This is a genomic window from Halarcobacter ebronensis (assembly GCF_013201825.1).
GTDB classification, from domain to species: Bacteria; Campylobacterota; Campylobacteria; order Campylobacterales; family Arcobacteraceae; genus Halarcobacter; species Halarcobacter ebronensis.
In genome coordinates this window covers 2,022,764-2,041,036 of record NZ_CP053836.1, presented here as the reverse complement: position 1 = coordinate 2,041,036, position 18,273 = coordinate 2,022,764, and the positions used below count along the sequence as shown (strand labels likewise).

The following is an 18,273-nucleotide window of genomic DNA, read 5'->3' as shown; positions in this document are numbered from 1 at the left end:
TTATAAAATATACTTAATAATACAAAATTATGAAATTTCTATATTGTAATGTTTTATTTTGGCAGGTTTAAGCTATAAAATAGGAATATATAAAGTTTTGGAAGAGATATTAAAATGGGTTTACTTTTCTCTCCATATGTACAGTTTGAAGATAGTCTTTTTCATCTAATGTATTGTAAAAACCCATTTTATTCCAAAATTGATAACCTCCTGGCAAAAAGTACTGTGTATGTAAATAGAGGCTTTCATATTCTTTATTTTTGGCAAAATCATAGGCTAATTCAAAGAGTTTTGAGCCAATCCCTTTTTTTCTAAAACTCTCTTCTATATAACATCTTCCCACTTCTGCAATATTTCTATTTAGATATCTTTTTTGTAAAGCTTTAATACGATTATCATATTCACAAATACTTATCGCTCCTATAGTTTTATTTTTATATTGGGCAATAAAAAAAGCATTATGGCTTCTTTTTAATAAAAGTAAATCCATTTTTTTGTATAAAATTTCATATTGAGATTTAGGAAAATAAGTATCATAATGTTTTATATACTCCCCAATAATAAAATCTTTTGTCTGTTTTTCTAAGTCTGGTGTTACATATTTAAAATCAATTTCATTTATCATTTTTTTCTCTTTTTAGTCTAAATTTAATGGAATCACTGCATCTAACAATGTTTTTGTATATGAGTGTTTGGCATCTTTTAAAAAATCGCTGTTTAATATCTCTATTAACTCTCCTTCTTTTAGGATAATCAATTTATCACAGAACATTGTTGCAATTTCCAAATCATGGCTGATTAGTATTGTTGTCATAGCTTTTTTTTCTTTTTTCTTTTTCAAAAGATTAGTTATTAAAATTTGGTTTGATATATCTAAAGCATTTAAAGCTTCATCTAAAACAAGAAGGGTAGGATCTGTTAACAAAGCTCTTAAAATAGCTATTCTTTGTAATTCTCCTCCACTTAATTCATGGGGAAATCTACTTAAAATAATTTTTTCTAAATTGATCATTTTTAAAAAAGATTCCAACTCACTTTTTGTTCTCTTTTTTTCTTTCCAAAATATCTCTTGGATGGACTCTTCTATTGTAAAAAAAGGATTTAGAGACTCTTTGTAATTTTGAAATACAAAGCTTACTTCTCCTAAATTGTTTTTGTGCCATGAAGAAGAGTCTTTATTCTCTATTAAGATTTTACCTTTTGTAACTCTATCCAGCCCTAAAATCAATTTTCCTAAAGAGCTTTTTCCACTTCCACTCTCACCTATTATTCCAACGGTATCTCCTCTTTTTACATTAAAATTTATATTTTTTAAGGCTATACTATTTTTATTATACATTTTATAAACATTTTCTATTTTAAGCATTCTAAAAACCTTTTAGATAATCTTTCTCTTTTTAAAAGAAGATCTTTTGTATAGGAAGTTTTAGGAGTGGCGAAAACTTCATTTGATACACCATACTCTTCAACTTTACCATTATTTAAAATTAGAATTTTATGTGCAATTTTTGAGATAAGTGCTAAATCATGAGTAACAAAAATTAGTGTTTTGTTTAACTCTTTTATTAAATCTATAATCTGTTTTTGAGTTATTAAATCCAAAGACGAAGTCGGTTCATCAGCAATTATAAGTTTAGTTTCTTGAAGTAAGGCAATTGCAATCATAACTCTTTGTAACTCTCCACCACTTAACTCATTTGGATAACTAAAAAAAGTTCTTTTGCAATCTGTTATACCAACTCTTTTTAATAAAGAGAGGCTTATTTTTTGAGCCTCATTTTTATCAATCTTATATAAAAAACTTTCACACATATGCTCTTTAATTGTACAAAGGGGATCAAAGGCATTTAATGCATCTTGCCAAATAACAGAGACATCTCTACCTAAAATAAAGTTTTCATCTGAATTGTTAAATTTTATTACACCTTCTTTTTTAAAAGTTGCAGGAAGTATTTGAAGAAGAGCTTTACAAAGTAGAGATTTTCCACTTCCACTCTTTCCTACAATTCCTAATATCTCTTTATTATTTAGGGTAAAGTTTATATTTTCTACTATAGTTAAGTCTCTATTTCTATCTTTTATAGTTAGATTTTTTACTTCTAGGATAGTGCTCAAATCTTCTCCTTTTCAATCCTATAAAAGTTTGGATCTAAAGCATCTCTAATACTATCTCCTAAAAAGTTAAAAGCAGCAACACTAAAAAGAATCATAACTCCTGGCGCTATCATCTGAAAAGGAGATATACTCATTACATTTTTTGCTTCATTTAACATTATTCCCCATTCACAACTAGGGGCCTGTACACCTAAACCTAAAAAAGATAAAGCAGAAATACTTAAGATTACAGTTCCAATGTTTAGTGTTGCAAGCATTATTATATCGCTTATTATAAGAGGCAAAAGATGTTTTTTAAGTATGGTTTTTGAAGGGGTCCCCATAAGTTTTGCAAATTGTATATAATTTTTATTTACATGTTTTTCTGTAAAAATATAGGTCATTCTAGTATACCAAGCAATCTTTGCAACTATGTTTGCAATAATAATATTCTCTATACCAGTTCCCAATACACCTACAATTGTAATCATAATCAATTCACTAGGAAAAGTTAACATAATATCACACACTCTTAATATATAGTCACTACTTTTTTTAAAAAAACTTGCTAAAAGACCAAAAAATAGACCAATAGATACAGTAATTGTCATAGCAAGAAATGAATAAAAAAGGGTAATTCTTATTCCATAGATTAATCTTGAGGCGATGCATCTACCTAGATAATCTGTTCCTAAAGGGTATTGTAAACTAAAAGATTGAAGTTTATTTATTAAGTTAGGTTCATAGGGATTATTTGGTGCAAAAAAAGGTGCAAAAATTCCTAAGATTATGGTTATTAATATAAAAAGTATTGAGATTAGGCTAAGAGGCTCTTTGAAGAGTTTATTTAAAAAATCTTTTCTCATTTATACTCTTTTTCTTGGATCTTTTATTACAATCCAAAGATCTGCTATTAGATTAAAAACTATAAAAAGAATTGCCATAAAAAGAATATATGTTTGGATTATGGGAAAGTCTCTATTAAAAATTGCTTGTATACAGATTCTTCCTAGTCCTGGCAATCCAAAAACATTTTCAACAATAATAGTTCCTGCAAATAGTCTAGGTATTGACATATTTAAAGCCACAATAAAAGGGGGTATGATATTTTTAATTTGGTGTTTTAATATTTTACTTTTTTTCAATCCTCTTAGTTTTGCATAGATTATAAAAGGAGCATCTTTTATCTCTATTAGCGAATTTCTTATTATTCTTATAAAAGTTGATATATAGGTAATTGCCAAAGTAAAAGCTGGCAAGATTAATGAATATATTGAATCATAGCCTCCTGAGGGTAAAAGATTAAGCTTAAGGGAAAAAAACCAAATAAGAAGTAATCCTAACCAAAAACTTGGAGTTGCTGTTGTAATAAAGATAAGACTCCTTATTGTTTTATCAAACCAATGATTTTCATAAACTGCACAAAGAATTCCAAAGAAAAAACTAAAAAATACTATTAATCCTAAAGCAAAAATTGTAAGATAAAAAGTTATAGGAGTAGCCTGTAATAATTCTTTTAATACACTCTTTTTTGATTCATAACTAAATCCAAAATCTCCTTTTAAAACAATATTTGACACCCAAGTCATGTATTGCTCCAAAAAAGGTCTATCTAAGCCTAATTCTTTTCTTGTTTCTTCAATTGCTTCTTTTGTAGGAACAATATCATTGACTCTAAGTGTAACCTCCGCTGGATCACTTGGTGACAAATTAGCTAAAAAAAATGAACCAAAAGAGATTAATAGTAATAAGAGAGGTAACGTAACTATTCTTTTTACTATTAAGTTCTGAATATATTTACTCTTCAAAATAAAATTTCTCAAATGGTATCTCATATTGTGAAATATTAAAAGTTACCCCTTTTAGATTTGGATTAAATACTGCTTTTGTTCTTGAGTAACTTAAAGGGATGTAGACATACTGATCATGAATATATTTAAATATTTCATAATACATCCTCTCTCTATTTTTTTCATTGGTTTCTAGTAAAATAGCTTTTATTTGATTATCTAACCACTCTTTTTTTGCTAAACCTAATTGTGCTTGATAATCACTATGTGAAAGTGCTCTCCAAGAAGAGATATAAGATTGAGGATCATATGGTGCTCCCCAAGACAAAGAGTAAACTAAATCAAAATCACCACTTCTTTGTCTATCCAAAAATGTTTGTTTCTCTTCTCCTATAATAGATAGTTTAATACCAATATCTTTTAGATTACTTTGGATATATTCACTAATAATCTTTTCTTGTGCATTTTTTGCATTGTAGTAGAGCTTTATATGTAATTGTTTATTATCTTTTTCTCTTATTTTTGTCTCTTTGTTAAGAATCCAACCATCTTTTTCTAAAATTTCATTTGCTTTTTTTGTTTCATACTCTTTTATGCTCAAAGGGATGTTTGAATATGGTATATTTTTTGAAAAAAGAGTATCTGCAATCTTTTCAGTTCCATTTAATATCCCTGAAACAATACTTTTTTTGTCAATTGCATACTCTAATGCTTCTCTGACTTTTATATCCTTTGTAATTTCTCTGTTCGTATTTATAACGATAGTTCTTGAGGCAATTGGATTACTTAAAATAGTAGAATATTTTTTATTTTTCTCTAACATTGTAAATACATTTAAATCAATCATATCTCCATCAGAACCAAAAATAAGGTCAATTTCACCTTTTTCTAAGGCAAAAATTAAAGATTGATGATCGGGGATTACTCTCCATTTAACTGAAGTTATTTTAGGTTTTATATTCCAGTAATTTTTATTTTCTTCAAAAAGTGTATAATTATTTTTTTTATGTTCTTTTAAAATCCAAGGACCAGTTCCTATATAACAATTTACACCATCTTTAGTCTTATTATTTTTAAAACAATTTGGTGAAATAAATCTAAAAGGACGGGTTAGAGATAGTTCAATAAGGGTGGGATAATATGCATTTTTTAAATTAATTTTAAAAGTATAAGGATCAATAACTTCTGTATAATTTATCTCATTTATTAATTCCATCCATGAGTGCCTTATTCTATTTTCCATAACAGCATCAAAATTCTTTTTTACTACTTCTGCTGTAAAAGCAGTTCCATCGGAAAAAAAGATATTATCTCTTAGATGAAAAGTATAATTTTTTCCATCTTTTGAAATATCCCAACTTTTTGCAAGCCAAGGTTTAATTCCTTCTTCTGTGTTTATAACTAAAGATTCAAAAACCATATTTTGGGCTGCCATCTCTCCTCTATAAAGGTGAGGGTTGATATCTCTAATATCTTTTGTACTAGCAAAAATAAGTTGATTTTTATTTTTTGGCTCTTTTTTATCTGTGCTACAAGCTGCAAAAAAAGTTATTATTAATATAAAAATTAAAATATTTAAAAATCTTGTCATTAAAAATCTCCTTAAAATTTTTATTGAATTCTATTAAGTGGATTATTATATTACGATGATTTTTTTATTTACTTATGTATTATTGGAACTAAAATATAAAAAACTTATTATTTATTATTATATGTCATTGATAATAAAGAGTGTTTTGGGTTTTTATTTAATGTTTATCTTTTTAAAGATTAAAAAAAGAAAAGAAGAGGTCGAGTATGCAAGACTATATTAAATAGTCTCTTTAGCATACTCCAATATTTTTATTTGTAGATTTTGTATAAACTTATCACTTACAACTAAGTTATAGTGCTCAAAAGTTCTTTGATAGTTAGATTCGAAATTATATTGCATTATTTTATTAAAGAATTTATCCTTTAAAATATCCTCTTTTTTTACTGATATGTAATATTTAGCACCTAATAAATCTTTATCTTTTGTTACAAAATCTTCTAATGCTTTTAAAGAAGCATCTCTTTTAATCAAATTTTCCAACTCTTTTTCCATAGAGTTACTAAATTGGTTCTCTTCTATTATTTTATAAATATTAAATAGTGCAATTTCAGGGGTAATATATAGATTTAATTCTTCAAGTTTTTTTACTGTACTCTCTTGATCTAAAAAGGTTTCAAAAATAAAATTACCTAATGAGATTTGATAATACAATTCATATTTTGTGATTAAATCAACTATTTTATTTTTTTGAAAAAAATTATTATAAATATTGTTTGAATCTTTTTTATAATAGTTTATAAAAGATTCTGTTGTTGTCAAATTATTGAAATCTTTCATAACCTTACATCCTTTATTAAATTTCACTCATTATAACACATAAAATTAGCACTTGTCAAGTGTGAGTGCTAAAATTATTTTATTGTGTGAGTAGAATCAATTAGACTAGGTTTACAATTGGAAGTTCTATAATAAAAGTTGTACCTTTATGTCTTTTTGAGAGTAGGGAGAATTTGCAGTTTTCAACCTCTATATTTCCATCCATATGTTCTGAAATAATCATTTTTGAAAGGTGTAGACCAATTCCTGAACTATCTTTTGTAGAGTAAAACTGTTCAAAAATATTTTCTATATGTTCCTCTTCTATTCCTCCTGCGTTGTCTCTTATTTTTATATAGTTTTTTGATTCTTTTGTATAGGTTTGTATTTGTATTATTGGATTAGATATTTTTCTTCCAATAAAGGCATCTCTGCTGTTTGAAAGGATATTTATTAGAACTTGTGAAAACTCATTTTGATATCCAAAAAGCTGCATATTATCTTTTTTATTTCTTATTACTTCAACTTTCAATTTAATAAAATCATGTTCTAAAAGTTTTAGTGCAACATCTAAAGTATTACTAAAAAGAAAACTCTCTTTACTTTTATCTTGGATATGAAAATTTTTAAATTCATCAACCAAATTACCCATATAGTTCAAAGTATTTTGCATATTATCTAAAAAGTTTAAAAGTTTTTGTTTTGTAGGAATCCCTTTAAACTCCAATTCACTTTGTATGGCAATCACATTTGAAGAGAGTTTTGAAAGTGGACTTCTCCACTGGTGTTCAATATTTGAAAGGGTTTCTCCTATGGTTGCATATCTTGATTGAATATATAAAATATCATCTTTGTTTTTTAGCTGTTGTATTGATTCTAGTTTTTGATTATGATCTCTATTAATTTTATAAGAGACTATAATAGTTAGTAAAACTCCAACAATAAGGCTTAATTCAAAGGCAATACTTCTATTTTGAATAATATAATTAACATTTGGTATTGCTTCAAAATTCCATTGTCTTGACCACATTTGTGGCAAATCTTTTTTATATTTTATATGTTTATAGTTTTTATTTTCTAAATTATATGTGAAAATAGGCTCTTTTTTACTGCTATTATGGTCAAAGATTTTAAAGCTAGTATCTTTAGAAAAGTCATCATTTAAAACTGATTTTTCAAAAATATCTTCAATAACAAAAACTCCAAGAACAAAACCTCGTATCTCTTCTTTTTTGTCAAATATTGGTAAAAAAGCTAAAAATCCTTTTTTATTATTGTATTGTACAAGCTCTATTGCTTGCGTTATTTGAGGACTTTTTGTTTTTAGTGCAGCTTGAATTGTTTGATTTCTACTTGGATTACTTGATAGATCAAAACCCAAGGCTTTTTCATTGTTTTTATATGGCTCCACATAATAAACAGGGAAATAAAACTCTTTTTCTTCAACTCTTTGCATACTTTTATTTGGAAGTTGTTTAGTAAAGAAAAACTCTTTTTCAAACTCTTTTCTATTTTTGTTTTCAACTTTAGGAATCCACTCTAAAGCTTGAATTGCATTATGTCTTTTGATAATCTTTTTTGCCTCTTTAGCGAACTCCTCTTTTGAAGGTGTTTTATTGTCATTAAACAAAATTGAGAGGGTATAAAGTGTTTCTAGGTTTACTAAAATCTCTCTATAAAAAGATTTCATCTTATTATCAACAATATTTTCAAAGCTATTTTTAATTGCTTTTTCTTCCATACTATAAATAATATAACCTACAGCTAAAGAGAGTAAAAGACCAATTATTATTATAGAAGAGACGTGAAGTTTATATCTATTTTTTATCAAAGTAAAAGCCTGTATCCTTGTTCATTTTCGTTAACTATGGTATTTTTACCAATTTTATGTCTTAGTTTTCCTATTAGCACTTTTAGGGTACCTTTATTTAAACTATCACCTTCCCAAACATTTTCTTCAATAATATCATAAAAGACAAGCTCATTTTTAAACTCAATTAGTGTCTCTAAAAGAAGTTTCTCTTTGTTTTGAAGTTTTTCAATTTCGCCTTTTTCATTTGTAAAAATTGTTGTATGAATATTATATTTTGCATTATTTGGAAAAATAATCTCAAATTTGTTTCTCTCTAAAAGTTTTTCTGAACAGTTAAACAGTGCCTCTTTTAAATCTTTGTAAGAGATAGGTTTTATAATATAAGATTCAAGGTGTAAAGAGACAGCTTGCATTAAAAATCTTTCAGTTTTAAAAGCTGTTAATACAACAATTGGAGTTAAACTATCCTCTTCTCTTATCTCTTTAACAAAATCTAAACCGTTCATACCTTTCATATCAATATCTGTAAAGATAATATCAGGTTTATATTTGTCATAAAGTTCCAAAGCATCTACTGCATTTGATGCAGTATATACTTTTTTTACCATATTTGCTATGGAGTTTGAGATATTTATTCTTACTTCGTCATCATCTTCAACATATAAAATTGTTAAATACTTTAGTATATTTTTCATGGTAAAAATTATATCCAAAAAGGCTTATTCCTCAACAAGAGCTAGTTTCTCAGGCTCAAAATGAGGTATTGATGCAATAAGTTTTTTAGTATACTCCTCTTTGGGATTTTCTAAAATATCATAAACATTTCCTTGTTCAATAATCTCTCCTCTATTCATCACAATAACCCTTTCACAAAGCAGTTTAACCACATTTAAATCGTGAGATACAAAAATATAACTCATTTGTAACTCTCTTTTTAATTTGTCTAAAAGTTGTAAAACAACTGCTTGTACAGATACATCCAAAGCTGAGGTTGGTTCATCAAGGATTAAAACCTTTGGATTTACTGATATTGCTCTTGCTATTCCAACTCTTGCTTTTTGTCCACCAGATAATTGGTGGGGAAATCTAGAAAGAAGATGAATAGGAAGTCCAACCATTAAACTTAACTCTTCAACTCTTTTTTTTATCTCTTTATTGTTTTTCATATTAAGTAATCTTTTTAAAGGCTCAGAGATTGAATCAAAGGCTGTAAATCTAGGATTTAGACTCTCAGTTGGGTCTTGAAAAACCATTTGAATTTTACTTCTTTGTTTCATTTTGGCAAAAGCTGTAGCACTATAAGGGGTTATATTTTCATTTTCTAAGATAATATCACCTGAGGTTGGTTCTAAAAGTTTTGTTATCATATTTGAAGTTGTTGATTTTCCGCAACCTGATTCTCCAACCAAACCTAGACTTTCACCTCTTTTTAAAGAAAATGATATACCATTTACAGCTGTAAAAACCTCCTCTTCATCTTTTTTTGAAAAAGAAAAAAGTGCTTTTTTACCAATAGGAAATTTTTTAACTAAATCTATAACTTCAAGTACTATCTCATTTGATTTAATTAGCTTTTTTTTCTCCTCTTTTTTTACTATTTTTATAGTTTCATTCTCCATCTCATCTGGAATTGCAGTTAAATCTTCAAGTTTTGATTTAGGTCCAGGAGAGGCTGCGATTAGTTTTTTTGTATAAGGATGGGTAGGGTTTCTAAAAAGATTAAAAACAGAGTTTTTTTCAACTATTTCACCCTTTTGCATAACACAAATATTATCACAATATAGTGCTGCCATCCCTAAGTCATGGGTAATAAGCATAACTGACATATTGTGTTGTTTTGCTAACTCTTTTATTAAATCCATAATTACTTTTTGAGTAGTAACATCAAGCCCTGTTGTTGGTTCATCAGCAATTAATAGTCTTGGATTACAAGCAATTGCAATTGCAATCATAACCCTTTGACACATACCTCCTGATAGTTCAAAAGGGTATGACCAATATCTCTGTTTTGCATTTACTATTTTTACTTTTTCAAGCATTTTAATAGCTTTCTCTTTTGCATCCTGTTTTGTAGCTTGTTTATGGCAAATAAGTACATCTTCTATTTGTTTACCTACACATCTAATTGGATTTAGTGCAGCCCTTGGATTTTGAAAAATCATAGAGATTTCTCTACCTCTATACTCTCTTAGTTCTTTCTCTTTTGCTTTTGTAAGGGAAAAACCTTCATATTTAATCTCTCCATTACTTACATATCCAGCACTATCAAGAAGTCCCAAAACAGTAAATGCAGTTACCGATTTCCCAGAACCACTCTCCCCAATAACACCTAAAATTTGACCCTTATCTATCTCAAAAGATACCTCTTTAACCCCATGAACAATTCCATTTCTTGTTTTGAAATCGACACTTAGTTTATCAATATTTAAAAATGAATACATTTTATATCCTTATGTTCTTTTTTTAGGGTCAACTAAATCTCTTAGACCATCACCTAAGAGGTTAAAACAGAAAACTGCAAGCATTAGAGCAAGTCCTGGAAAGAGTGCTAACCACCACTCACCTGAAACAATATATGTTGCGCCTTCAGCTACCATGATTCCCCACTCTGCATCAGGAGGTCTAACACCAAGACCAATAAACGAAAGTCCAGCGGCATTTAATATTGCCCATCCCATATTAAGAGATACTTGAATCATCATAGGGGGCAAAGAGTTTGGAAAAATTTGTAGAGCTAAGATTCTTAAATCAGAGTTTCCATTTAATTTTGCTGCTTGTACATAACCTGCATCTCTTCTAATTAGAACTTCAGATCTTGTAACTCTTGCATAAAAAGGAAGATTGATTATTGCTGTTGCGTAGATGATATTTTCCACTGAATTCCCTAATGTTGCAACTATTCCCATTGCTAAAACAAAAAGGGGAAATGCCATAATAGCATCACAAAATCTTCCTATAATTTTGTCAAGCCATCCTCCCCAAAAACCTGAAATTGCACCTAAGGCACTACCAATAAAAAATGATAAAAATACAGCAGAAAAAGCGATCCATAAATCAAGTCTTGTGGCAACAATTACTCTGCTTAATACATCTCTTCCTAAATTATCAGTCCCAAATGGATGAGCTAATGAAGGGGGAGATAAAACAGCTGTTGCGTCTGTTAAAAGTGGATCATAAGGGGCAAGGTATGAGCCAAATATTGATAAAAAAACTATTACAAAAAACATAAAAAAAGAGAGTGCTGTTACTAAGTTTTCTTTTAATATATATTTAAAATGAGTTAAGAATTGATTCATATTTATTCCTTAATTATCTATTGATACTCTTGGGTCAATAAGAGTTAAAACAATATCTATTATTAAATTTACTACCACAAAAAGCATTGCCATTGTTAAGACAAAACCTTGTACAGCAGCATAATCAGAAGCAACTAAAGCTTCTATAGCAAAAGAACCAATACCAGGCCATGAAAATACTTTTTCAACTAAAACATTTGCACCCAATAAAAATGAGAAAACCATTCCAAGGGTTGTTAATATTGATAACAAAGAGTTTCTAAGGGCATAAGTTACTAAAATCATTCCTTGTGGAAGTCCATTTGCCTTTGCAGTTCTTACATAATCACTTGAAAGAGCATTTATCATTGAAGCTCTTGTCATTCTTGCAATTGGAGCTAAAGCAAATATTCCCAAAGTAATAGAGGGTAAAATAAGCTGTTTAACACTAGCCATAAAAGTCTCCATATCATTTGCTAGTAAAGAATCAATAGTATAAAATCCTGTTACATGTGGAGGAGATAGATATATAATATCAAGTCTTCCAATAGGAGAGGGCGCTACACCTAAAAGAAAATAGAAAACATATATCAAAAACAATCCTGTAAAAAAGGTTGGCAAAGATACTCCCATTGTTACTAATACTCTTGTAAAATGATCAATAAAACTGCCAGGTTTTGTTGCTGATAAAATACCTAAAGGAATTGCAACTAAAATTGCAAAACCAAGTCCAATAAATGTTAACTCCAAAGAGGCAGGTAGTCTTGTTGTAATCTCTTCAAGCACAGAAACACCTGTATTTAAAGAGAGTCCTAAATTACCTTGAGTCAGATTTTGAATATAGATAAAAAACTGTTCAATCAAACCCTTATCTAAACCTAAAGCAACTCTTACTTGTTGTATTGACTCTTCATCTGCCATAGCTCCAGCAAAATATACTGCTGGATCCCCTGGCAAAGATCTGGTCAATAAAAATGAGATTATTACAATACCTATAATAGAGGGTATTGCTTGTAATAATCTATTTACTATTTGTCCAATTTTTGTTTTCATTGTTTTACGATTTTGTTAATGTACTACAATCCAATTGTCTATGGAACCAAGAAGAGTATCCATCAACATTTTTTTGCATTGCAGCATCTAAATATGGTTGATAAAGGGGAATTCTAGGAACATCTTCGAATGCAATCTCTATCATCTGTTTAATTAGTTTTTCGTACTCTGGATTATTTACTTCCATATGAAGTGTTTTTTCAACAAGGGTTTCCATCTCTTCATTTTTATAGTTTGATGAGTTAAATAGATGTCCATATTGATATGCCCAGAAAAAGTAATAATCAGGATAATTTAACCATCCACCAAAATTCTCTAAGTGCATTGGAAGTCTTTTTTCAACTAAAGCTGCTGTTCTCCAATTTGCCCCAGGGATTTTGTCAAGTTTGACTTTTATACCGATTTTTTTGAGTGCTTCTTGAATTAAAAGAGCAGTTGGTTCTTCCCAATCAGCCATTCCAAGGTTATAAGATAGTGTTGTTTCAAAACCATCTTTAAATCCAGCCTCTTCAAGTAGTTTTTTAGCTTTTTCTATATTTGTATCATAAGGGAAAGGTTGTGGCCATTTTATTGTTGAAGGTTTTGTCTCTTTTGCTCCAAACATAACTTCCCCTCTGCCATAAGCTCCTGAAGATAAAATCTCTTTGTATGGAAGTGCATAAGCAATAGCTTGTCTAACTTTTTTATTGTCAAAGGGTTTATATTTTACATTTAATCCTAAAACATGTAAGCAGTTATCAACAGGAGCACCTGAAACTTTTATTTTCCCTTGCTCTTTAAACTCTTTTACATCTTTTGGCGGAACATCTGTATAAAGGTCAGCGTCTTTTCTTTCAAGTAAAGCTCTTCTTGTAGAAGCTGAAGGAACTTCCCTTACAATTACTCTTTTAATTGCAGGTTTTGTACCTACTTCATAGTCGTCATTTCTCTCATAAACATACTGTTGCCCAGCATCCCATCTTGCAATTTTATATGGACCTGAACCAGCAGGAGTTTTGTGTAGATACTCAGTTGCCCAAGGATCTTTTGCAGTTGCGTGTTGTTTAGCTACTTTTGAATTAATAATAAATGGAATTGGAACAGCTAAATCTGGAAGTGTTAGTTTAGAAGCAATTAGTGTATCAATTCTAAAAGTCATATCATCAACAACAACAAACTGTTTAGGATCACTCATAGAACCAGCTTTCATTTGTACAGTTGGAAAACCACCTAAACTTACAGCTCTATCAAATGACCATTTTACATCATGGGCAGTTACTGGTGTTCCATCCCAAAATTTTGCCCTTTCATCAATTTTAAATGTGATTGATTTTCTATCTTCTGAAAACTCCCATGATTTTGCAATTTGAGGTTCAATTTTTGTTGAGTCATAAGAGATTGTTCCATCTGCTAATGTTTTAAGACCAAATCTTACAAGTCTATCATAGATGTTTACTGTTACTTCATAACTAGGTCTATTTGTACCTTGTCTATGTAAATCTAAACTATTAATTGTATGTCCTGAAACAATAACTAAAACTCCATCTCTAGAAGCTGCATGTGCTTCTGTTGGTAAATATCTTAAAAATGGCAATACAGAAGCTGCTGCCGCTACTCTCATAAAATCTCTTCTTTCCATAATTTTTCCTTTATTTTGAAATTGAATTTAAATAAGTTCTAAAACCACCAAATTGTGAAATATCAGTTGCAGTTTCAATTGCATATGATTCACATAAAAACCCTTTTACCTCTTTTGAGTCTTCAAGCTCAATTGTTCCAATACACAAAGGGGAAGGAATAGTTTTTTCAAAAGCTCCAAAGTTTTCCAAAGGCATTGCCCAAACTTCTAACTCAATAGCAACACCATCTTTTACTTTTACAAGTCCTGGTCTTATTGGCAAATCCCCTTGAAGTTTATAAAATTTGTATTTTTTAGCTGTTTTTGTTTTGTATAAAAATCTTGAATTTAGTTTTAGAAGTTCACCATTTAGTGCCATACCACTCATATGTGCACCAACAACTGCAATCTCTATTTCATTGTTTTTTAGAGTTTTTTCCTCTTTTCTTTTTGTCACTATTTTTTGATTAGAATTTCCATAATAAAGAGTCATCTCTTCTTGTAACTCTTTTGAAAACTCAACCAAAACTGACTCTTTATGTGCAGTTGACATTGCTGTTATTCCACTTGCAAAACCATCTTCTCTTTTTTCAACAGGAAAAGCTATGGCGCTAAAGTTTAATAAATTTACAAATTTTGTATATAAACCTAATCTTGAGTTTGCAACAATAGGTTCATCTTTTAAATCTTGTACACTATAAGGTCTTGGAATAGTTGGAAGAGCTAAAAGATCAACATCTTCCATAATAAGCTCAATCTCTCTTTTTAGTTTGTTTAATTTATAAATATCTCTGTAAACATCACTAGATGAAAAGTTTTTTGCTTTTGAGATGATGTTTCTTGTTATCTCAAGAATTTTTTCAGGAGAACTCTCTATTAGATTTCCTATAACTGTATATCTCTCTGCAACCCAAGAACCTTCATATAAAAGTTCACCCACTTCAAAAAATGGTTCTAAATCTATCTCTTTTATAAAAAAACCTCTTTTTTTAATTAGTTCAACAGTTTTTTTATAAGATTTCTCTTCAAAACTATCTTCATAAAAAATCATTGAGTTTTTATTTGGAATTGCGACTGTAAGATTTGAAGAGTTTTTAGGATATTTCTCTTCTTTTTTTATAGAGTAGGGATCTTTTACATTATATTTTGAAGTAATATCAAATAGTTTTGTTGCATCATCGATTGTAAGAGCAAAGATGGAAATTGTATCCAAAGTAAGACAAGCAGGAACTACACCTTGTTTTGATAAGGTTCCTAAAGTTGGTTTAAATCCTACAATATTATTAAGTGCAGCAGGAACTCTACCTGAACCAGCTGTATCTGTTCCTAACGAAAAACTAACAATTTGATGTGATACACAAACAGCAGAACCAGAGCTTGAACCACCAGGAACAATAGATGAATCAACAGCATTTTTTGGAACTTCATAAGGAGTTCTAACCCCCACTAATCCAGTTGCAAATTGGTCAAGGTTAGTTTTACCAATACAAATAGCTCCCGCTTCTTTTAGAAGTTTAACAACAAAAGCGTCCTCTTTTGCTATATATTCATACTCTGGACAAGCAGCTGTTGTAGGTAAATCTTTTACATCTATATTATCTTTTACTGCAAAAGGGATCCCCCATAATGGTTTTTTTGTTAAATCCATCTCTTCTAAAGATGAAACTTCTTTTAAAACTTCCTCTTTAGAGTTTAGATAGATAAAAATCCCATTATCAGCAATCTCTTCTATTCTTCTATATACTTCTTGAATAATCTCTTCAGCTTTTATACCTTTTTTGTATGCTTCATGAATATGAGATATATCAAATAGTTGATCCTTTAACATAATCCACCTTTTTATTAAAATCATTGATAATGAAATTGTAAAAATAACTGGTAAATTGAAAGTTAATTATTATTTTTTAATACCGCATAAAAGCCATATATATCGAATAAGTAAGAAATTATAAAAGTATAATAAATTATAAATATTAAACAGTATTTTAAAAAAAAATATTAAGAATTCAGGTAAAATTAAGAAAAATTAAAAAGGTTGATAATGTTAAACAAAATCTCGATAAAAATCAAGCTGTACATACTAGCTGGGCTCTCAATTTTTGGTTTAATTGTTTTGAGTTTACTTCTTTTTCAATCAGTTTCAACAATATATTCATTAAGTAGCTCAAAAACATTAATTGAAGAGTTAGATACTAGTATGTTGATGTTAAGAAGAAATGAGAAGGATTTCCTTGCTAGAAAAGAGTTAAAGTATAAAGAGGAGTTCTCTACAAATGTTAAACAATTAGAGCAAAATATAGCTCTTTTGGAAAAAGATTTAAAAGAAAACTCTATTGATATAGCTGAAGTTGAAAATTTCAAAAAAGTAATTGAAGAGTACAAAGGTATATTTTTTGAATTAATTGCAATGCAACAAAAAATAGGTTTGACTCATAATGATGGACTATATGGAAGTTTAAGGGATGCAGTACATAAAGTTCAAGAGGGTGCAAAAAAATCAAAAAATCATGAATTGTTGTCAATAGTTTATGACTTAAGGAAACAAGAGAAAGATTTTATGCTAAGAAAAGATTTAAAATATGTTGATAAGTTTACCCAAATAGTTGATGGACTATTAAATAGAAGTGATTTGCTTGATGAAGATATTAAGGGTTTCTTGGTTAATTATAAAAGAGATTTTATTTCATTGGTTGAAGCAGAAAAAGAGTTAGGGCTTAATAGCAAAGTTGGAATCCAAGGAAAAATGAGACAAACTATTCATAAAACAGAGCAGTTACTTGTTAAAATGAGTGATGAAGTTACTATTGTAGTCGAAAAAGCAATTGATAAAACAAAAATTGTAGCTTTGGTCGTCTCTTTTGTTGTAATTTTATTAATTGTTATTTTCTCTTTGATAATCTCAAGAAGTGTTGCACATAGATTGGAAAATTTCCAAAGTGGACTTTTGACTTTCTTTAAATACTTAAATAGAGAGATACATGAAGTTAAACCTTTAGATGCAAATAACTATGATGAGGTTGGAATAATGTCAACTGTAGTTAATGAAAATATTAATAAGATAAAAGCATCTATAGAAGAAGACAGAAAAACAATAAATAATACAATTGAAGTATTATCAGAGTTTGAAAAGGGTGCCTTTGCAAAAAAAGTTGAAGTTTCATCTTCAAACCCATCATTAAAAGAGCTTACTACTTTAATAAACAAAATGGGTACAAATTTAGAAAGAAATATTACAACAATATTGGATATTTTAGAGCAATATTCTAATAGTAATTTTTTAAATAGAGTCCCAATGGAAGGTTTAAAAGAGCATATATTAGAGTTGGCAACTGGAGTTAACTCTTTAGGTAATGCAATTACTGCTATTTTAGTGGATAACAAAAAAAATGGTGTTCAAATTAATGACTCTAGTAACATACTTTTTGAGAATACAAAAATATTAAATACTAACTCAAATAAAGCTGCAGTTGCACTTGAAGAGACAGCAGCAGCTCTTGAAGAGATTACTAGTAATGTGACACACAATACAGAAACAATAGCACAAATGGCAAAATATGCAAATGAGTTAAATAGTGCAGCCTCTCAAGGGGAAAAACTTGCAACACAAACAACTATTTCTATGGATGAAATAAACAATGAAGTAACAGCAATAAATGATGCAATTACAGTAATTGACCAAATTGCATTTCAAACAAATATTCTTTCACTTAATGCGGCTGTAGAAGCTGCAACTGCTGGAGAAGCTGGAAAAGGTTTTGCTGTTGTTGCCCAAGAGGTTAGAAATCTAGCAAGTAGATCTGCTGAAGCAGCTAAAGAGATAAAAAATCTTGTTGAAAATGCAAATATTAAAGCAAACAGCGGTAAATCAATTGCAGATACTATGATAAAAGGGTATAACAGTTTAAATGAGAATGTATCAAAAACAATCTCTTTAATCTCTAGTGTTGAAACAGCAAGTAAAGAGCAATTAACAGGAATAAGACAAATAAATGATGCAATTAACTCTTTAGATCAACAAACTCAACAAAATGCTGTAATTGCAGGACAAACACAAGAGATTGCAAGTGCAACTGCTGTTATTGCAAAAGAGATTATTGAAGATGCAAATAAAAAAGAGTTTGAAGGGAAAAACACTATACATGAGAGTAAAAAAAGTGTTAGCACAAAAACACCTAAAAAAGAAGAGCTAAAAGAGACTCATAAAGAAAAAAACAAAGAAAATACTAAGGTAAATAACAAAGATAAAAAATTTGAACCAATCAATAACAAAGATGATGAGTGGGAAAGTTTTTAGTAGTAAT

15 protein-coding genes are annotated in these 18,273 nt (G+C 29.0%); 1 reads left to right on the top strand and 14 read right to left on the bottom strand.

Annotated elements, in window-relative coordinates; genetic code table 11:
• Positions 1 to 109: 109 nt before the first annotated feature.
• The 14 genes from AEBR_RS10175 to atzF all read right to left on the bottom strand — a co-directional run bounded on the left by AEBR_RS10175 (position 110) and on the right by atzF (position 15,800).
• Entirely contained in the window at positions 110 to 625 is a 516-nt protein-coding gene (locus tag AEBR_RS10175; protein WP_129086358.1) for a GNAT family N-acetyltransferase, read from the bottom strand.
• Between the two features lie 12 nt (positions 626 to 637).
• Entirely contained in the window at positions 638 to 1,366 is a 729-nt protein-coding gene (locus AEBR_RS10170) for an ABC transporter ATP-binding protein (protein WP_129086359.1), read from the bottom strand.
• A complete protein-coding gene (locus AEBR_RS10165; RefSeq protein WP_129086360.1) occupies positions 1,354 to 2,115 on the bottom strand; it encodes an ATP-binding cassette domain-containing protein in 762 nt (253 codons plus the stop codon). Before AEBR_RS10165 ends, AEBR_RS10170 begins: the two co-directional genes overlap by 13 nt.
• Positions 2,112 to 2,960 carry a nickel/cobalt ABC transporter permease gene (gene opp1C / locus AEBR_RS10160; protein ID WP_129086361.1) on the bottom strand — a complete coding sequence of 283 codons (849 nt, stop codon included), beginning with the start codon at positions 2,958 to 2,960 and terminating at the stop codon, positions 2,112 to 2,114. The genes AEBR_RS10165 and opp1C overlap by 4 nt, the downstream gene beginning before the upstream one ends.
• Positions 2,961 to 3,902: a nickel/cobalt ABC transporter permease gene (gene opp1B / locus AEBR_RS10155; RefSeq protein WP_228720437.1), complete on the bottom strand. Its 942-nt coding sequence runs from the start codon at positions 3,900 to 3,902 to the stop codon at positions 2,961 to 2,963.
• Positions 3,892 to 5,475, bottom strand: coding sequence for a nickel ABC transporter substrate-binding protein (gene nikA / locus AEBR_RS10150; protein WP_129086362.1), 1,584 nt, complete (start codon positions 5,473 to 5,475; stop codon positions 3,892 to 3,894). Before nikA ends, opp1B begins: the two co-directional genes overlap by 11 nt.
• A gap of 219 nt (positions 5,476 to 5,694) precedes the next feature.
• Positions 5,695 to 6,255 (bottom strand): hypothetical protein, encoded by a 561-nt coding sequence (locus AEBR_RS10145; RefSeq protein ID WP_129086363.1) that lies wholly within the window; start codon positions 6,253 to 6,255, stop codon positions 5,695 to 5,697.
• A 100-nt stretch (positions 6,256 to 6,355) separates the two neighbouring features.
• Positions 6,356 to 8,065: a CHASE domain-containing protein gene (locus AEBR_RS10140; protein ID WP_129086364.1), complete on the bottom strand. Its 1,710-nt coding sequence runs from the start codon at positions 8,063 to 8,065 to the stop codon at positions 6,356 to 6,358.
• Entirely contained in the window at positions 8,062 to 8,742 is a 681-nt protein-coding gene (locus AEBR_RS10135) for a response regulator transcription factor (RefSeq protein ID WP_129086365.1), read from the bottom strand. Before AEBR_RS10135 ends, AEBR_RS10140 begins: the two co-directional genes overlap by 4 nt.
• A 24-nt stretch (positions 8,743 to 8,766) precedes the next feature.
• A complete protein-coding gene (locus AEBR_RS10130; RefSeq protein ID WP_129086366.1) occupies positions 8,767 to 10,488 on the bottom strand; it encodes a dipeptide ABC transporter ATP-binding protein in 1,722 nt (573 codons plus the stop codon).
• A gap of 9 nt (positions 10,489 to 10,497) precedes the next feature.
• Positions 10,498 to 11,343, bottom strand: coding sequence for an ABC transporter permease (locus AEBR_RS10125; RefSeq protein WP_129086367.1), 846 nt, complete (start codon positions 11,341 to 11,343; stop codon positions 10,498 to 10,500).
• Between the two features lie 9 nt (positions 11,344 to 11,352).
• On the bottom strand, positions 11,353 to 12,375 hold the full coding sequence (locus AEBR_RS10120) for an ABC transporter permease (RefSeq protein ID WP_129086368.1): 1,023 nt from the start codon (positions 12,373 to 12,375) through the stop codon (positions 11,353 to 11,355).
• Positions 12,376 to 12,379: 4 nt separating this feature from the next.
• On the bottom strand, positions 12,380 to 13,993 hold the full coding sequence (locus AEBR_RS10115; protein ID WP_129086369.1) for an ABC transporter substrate-binding protein: 1,614 nt from the start codon (positions 13,991 to 13,993) through the stop codon (positions 12,380 to 12,382).
• Between the two features lie 10 nt (positions 13,994 to 14,003).
• Entirely contained in the window at positions 14,004 to 15,800 is a 1,797-nt protein-coding gene (gene atzF, locus AEBR_RS10110) for an allophanate hydrolase (protein ID WP_164969442.1), read from the bottom strand.
• A 213-nt stretch (positions 15,801 to 16,013) separates the two neighbouring features.
• Here atzF and AEBR_RS10105 point away from each other — a divergent pair, with 213 nt between their 5' ends.
• Entirely contained in the window at positions 16,014 to 18,266 is a 2,253-nt protein-coding gene (locus AEBR_RS10105) for a methyl-accepting chemotaxis protein (protein WP_228712142.1), read from the top strand.
• The last annotated feature ends 7 nt before the right edge of the window (positions 18,267 to 18,273 follow it).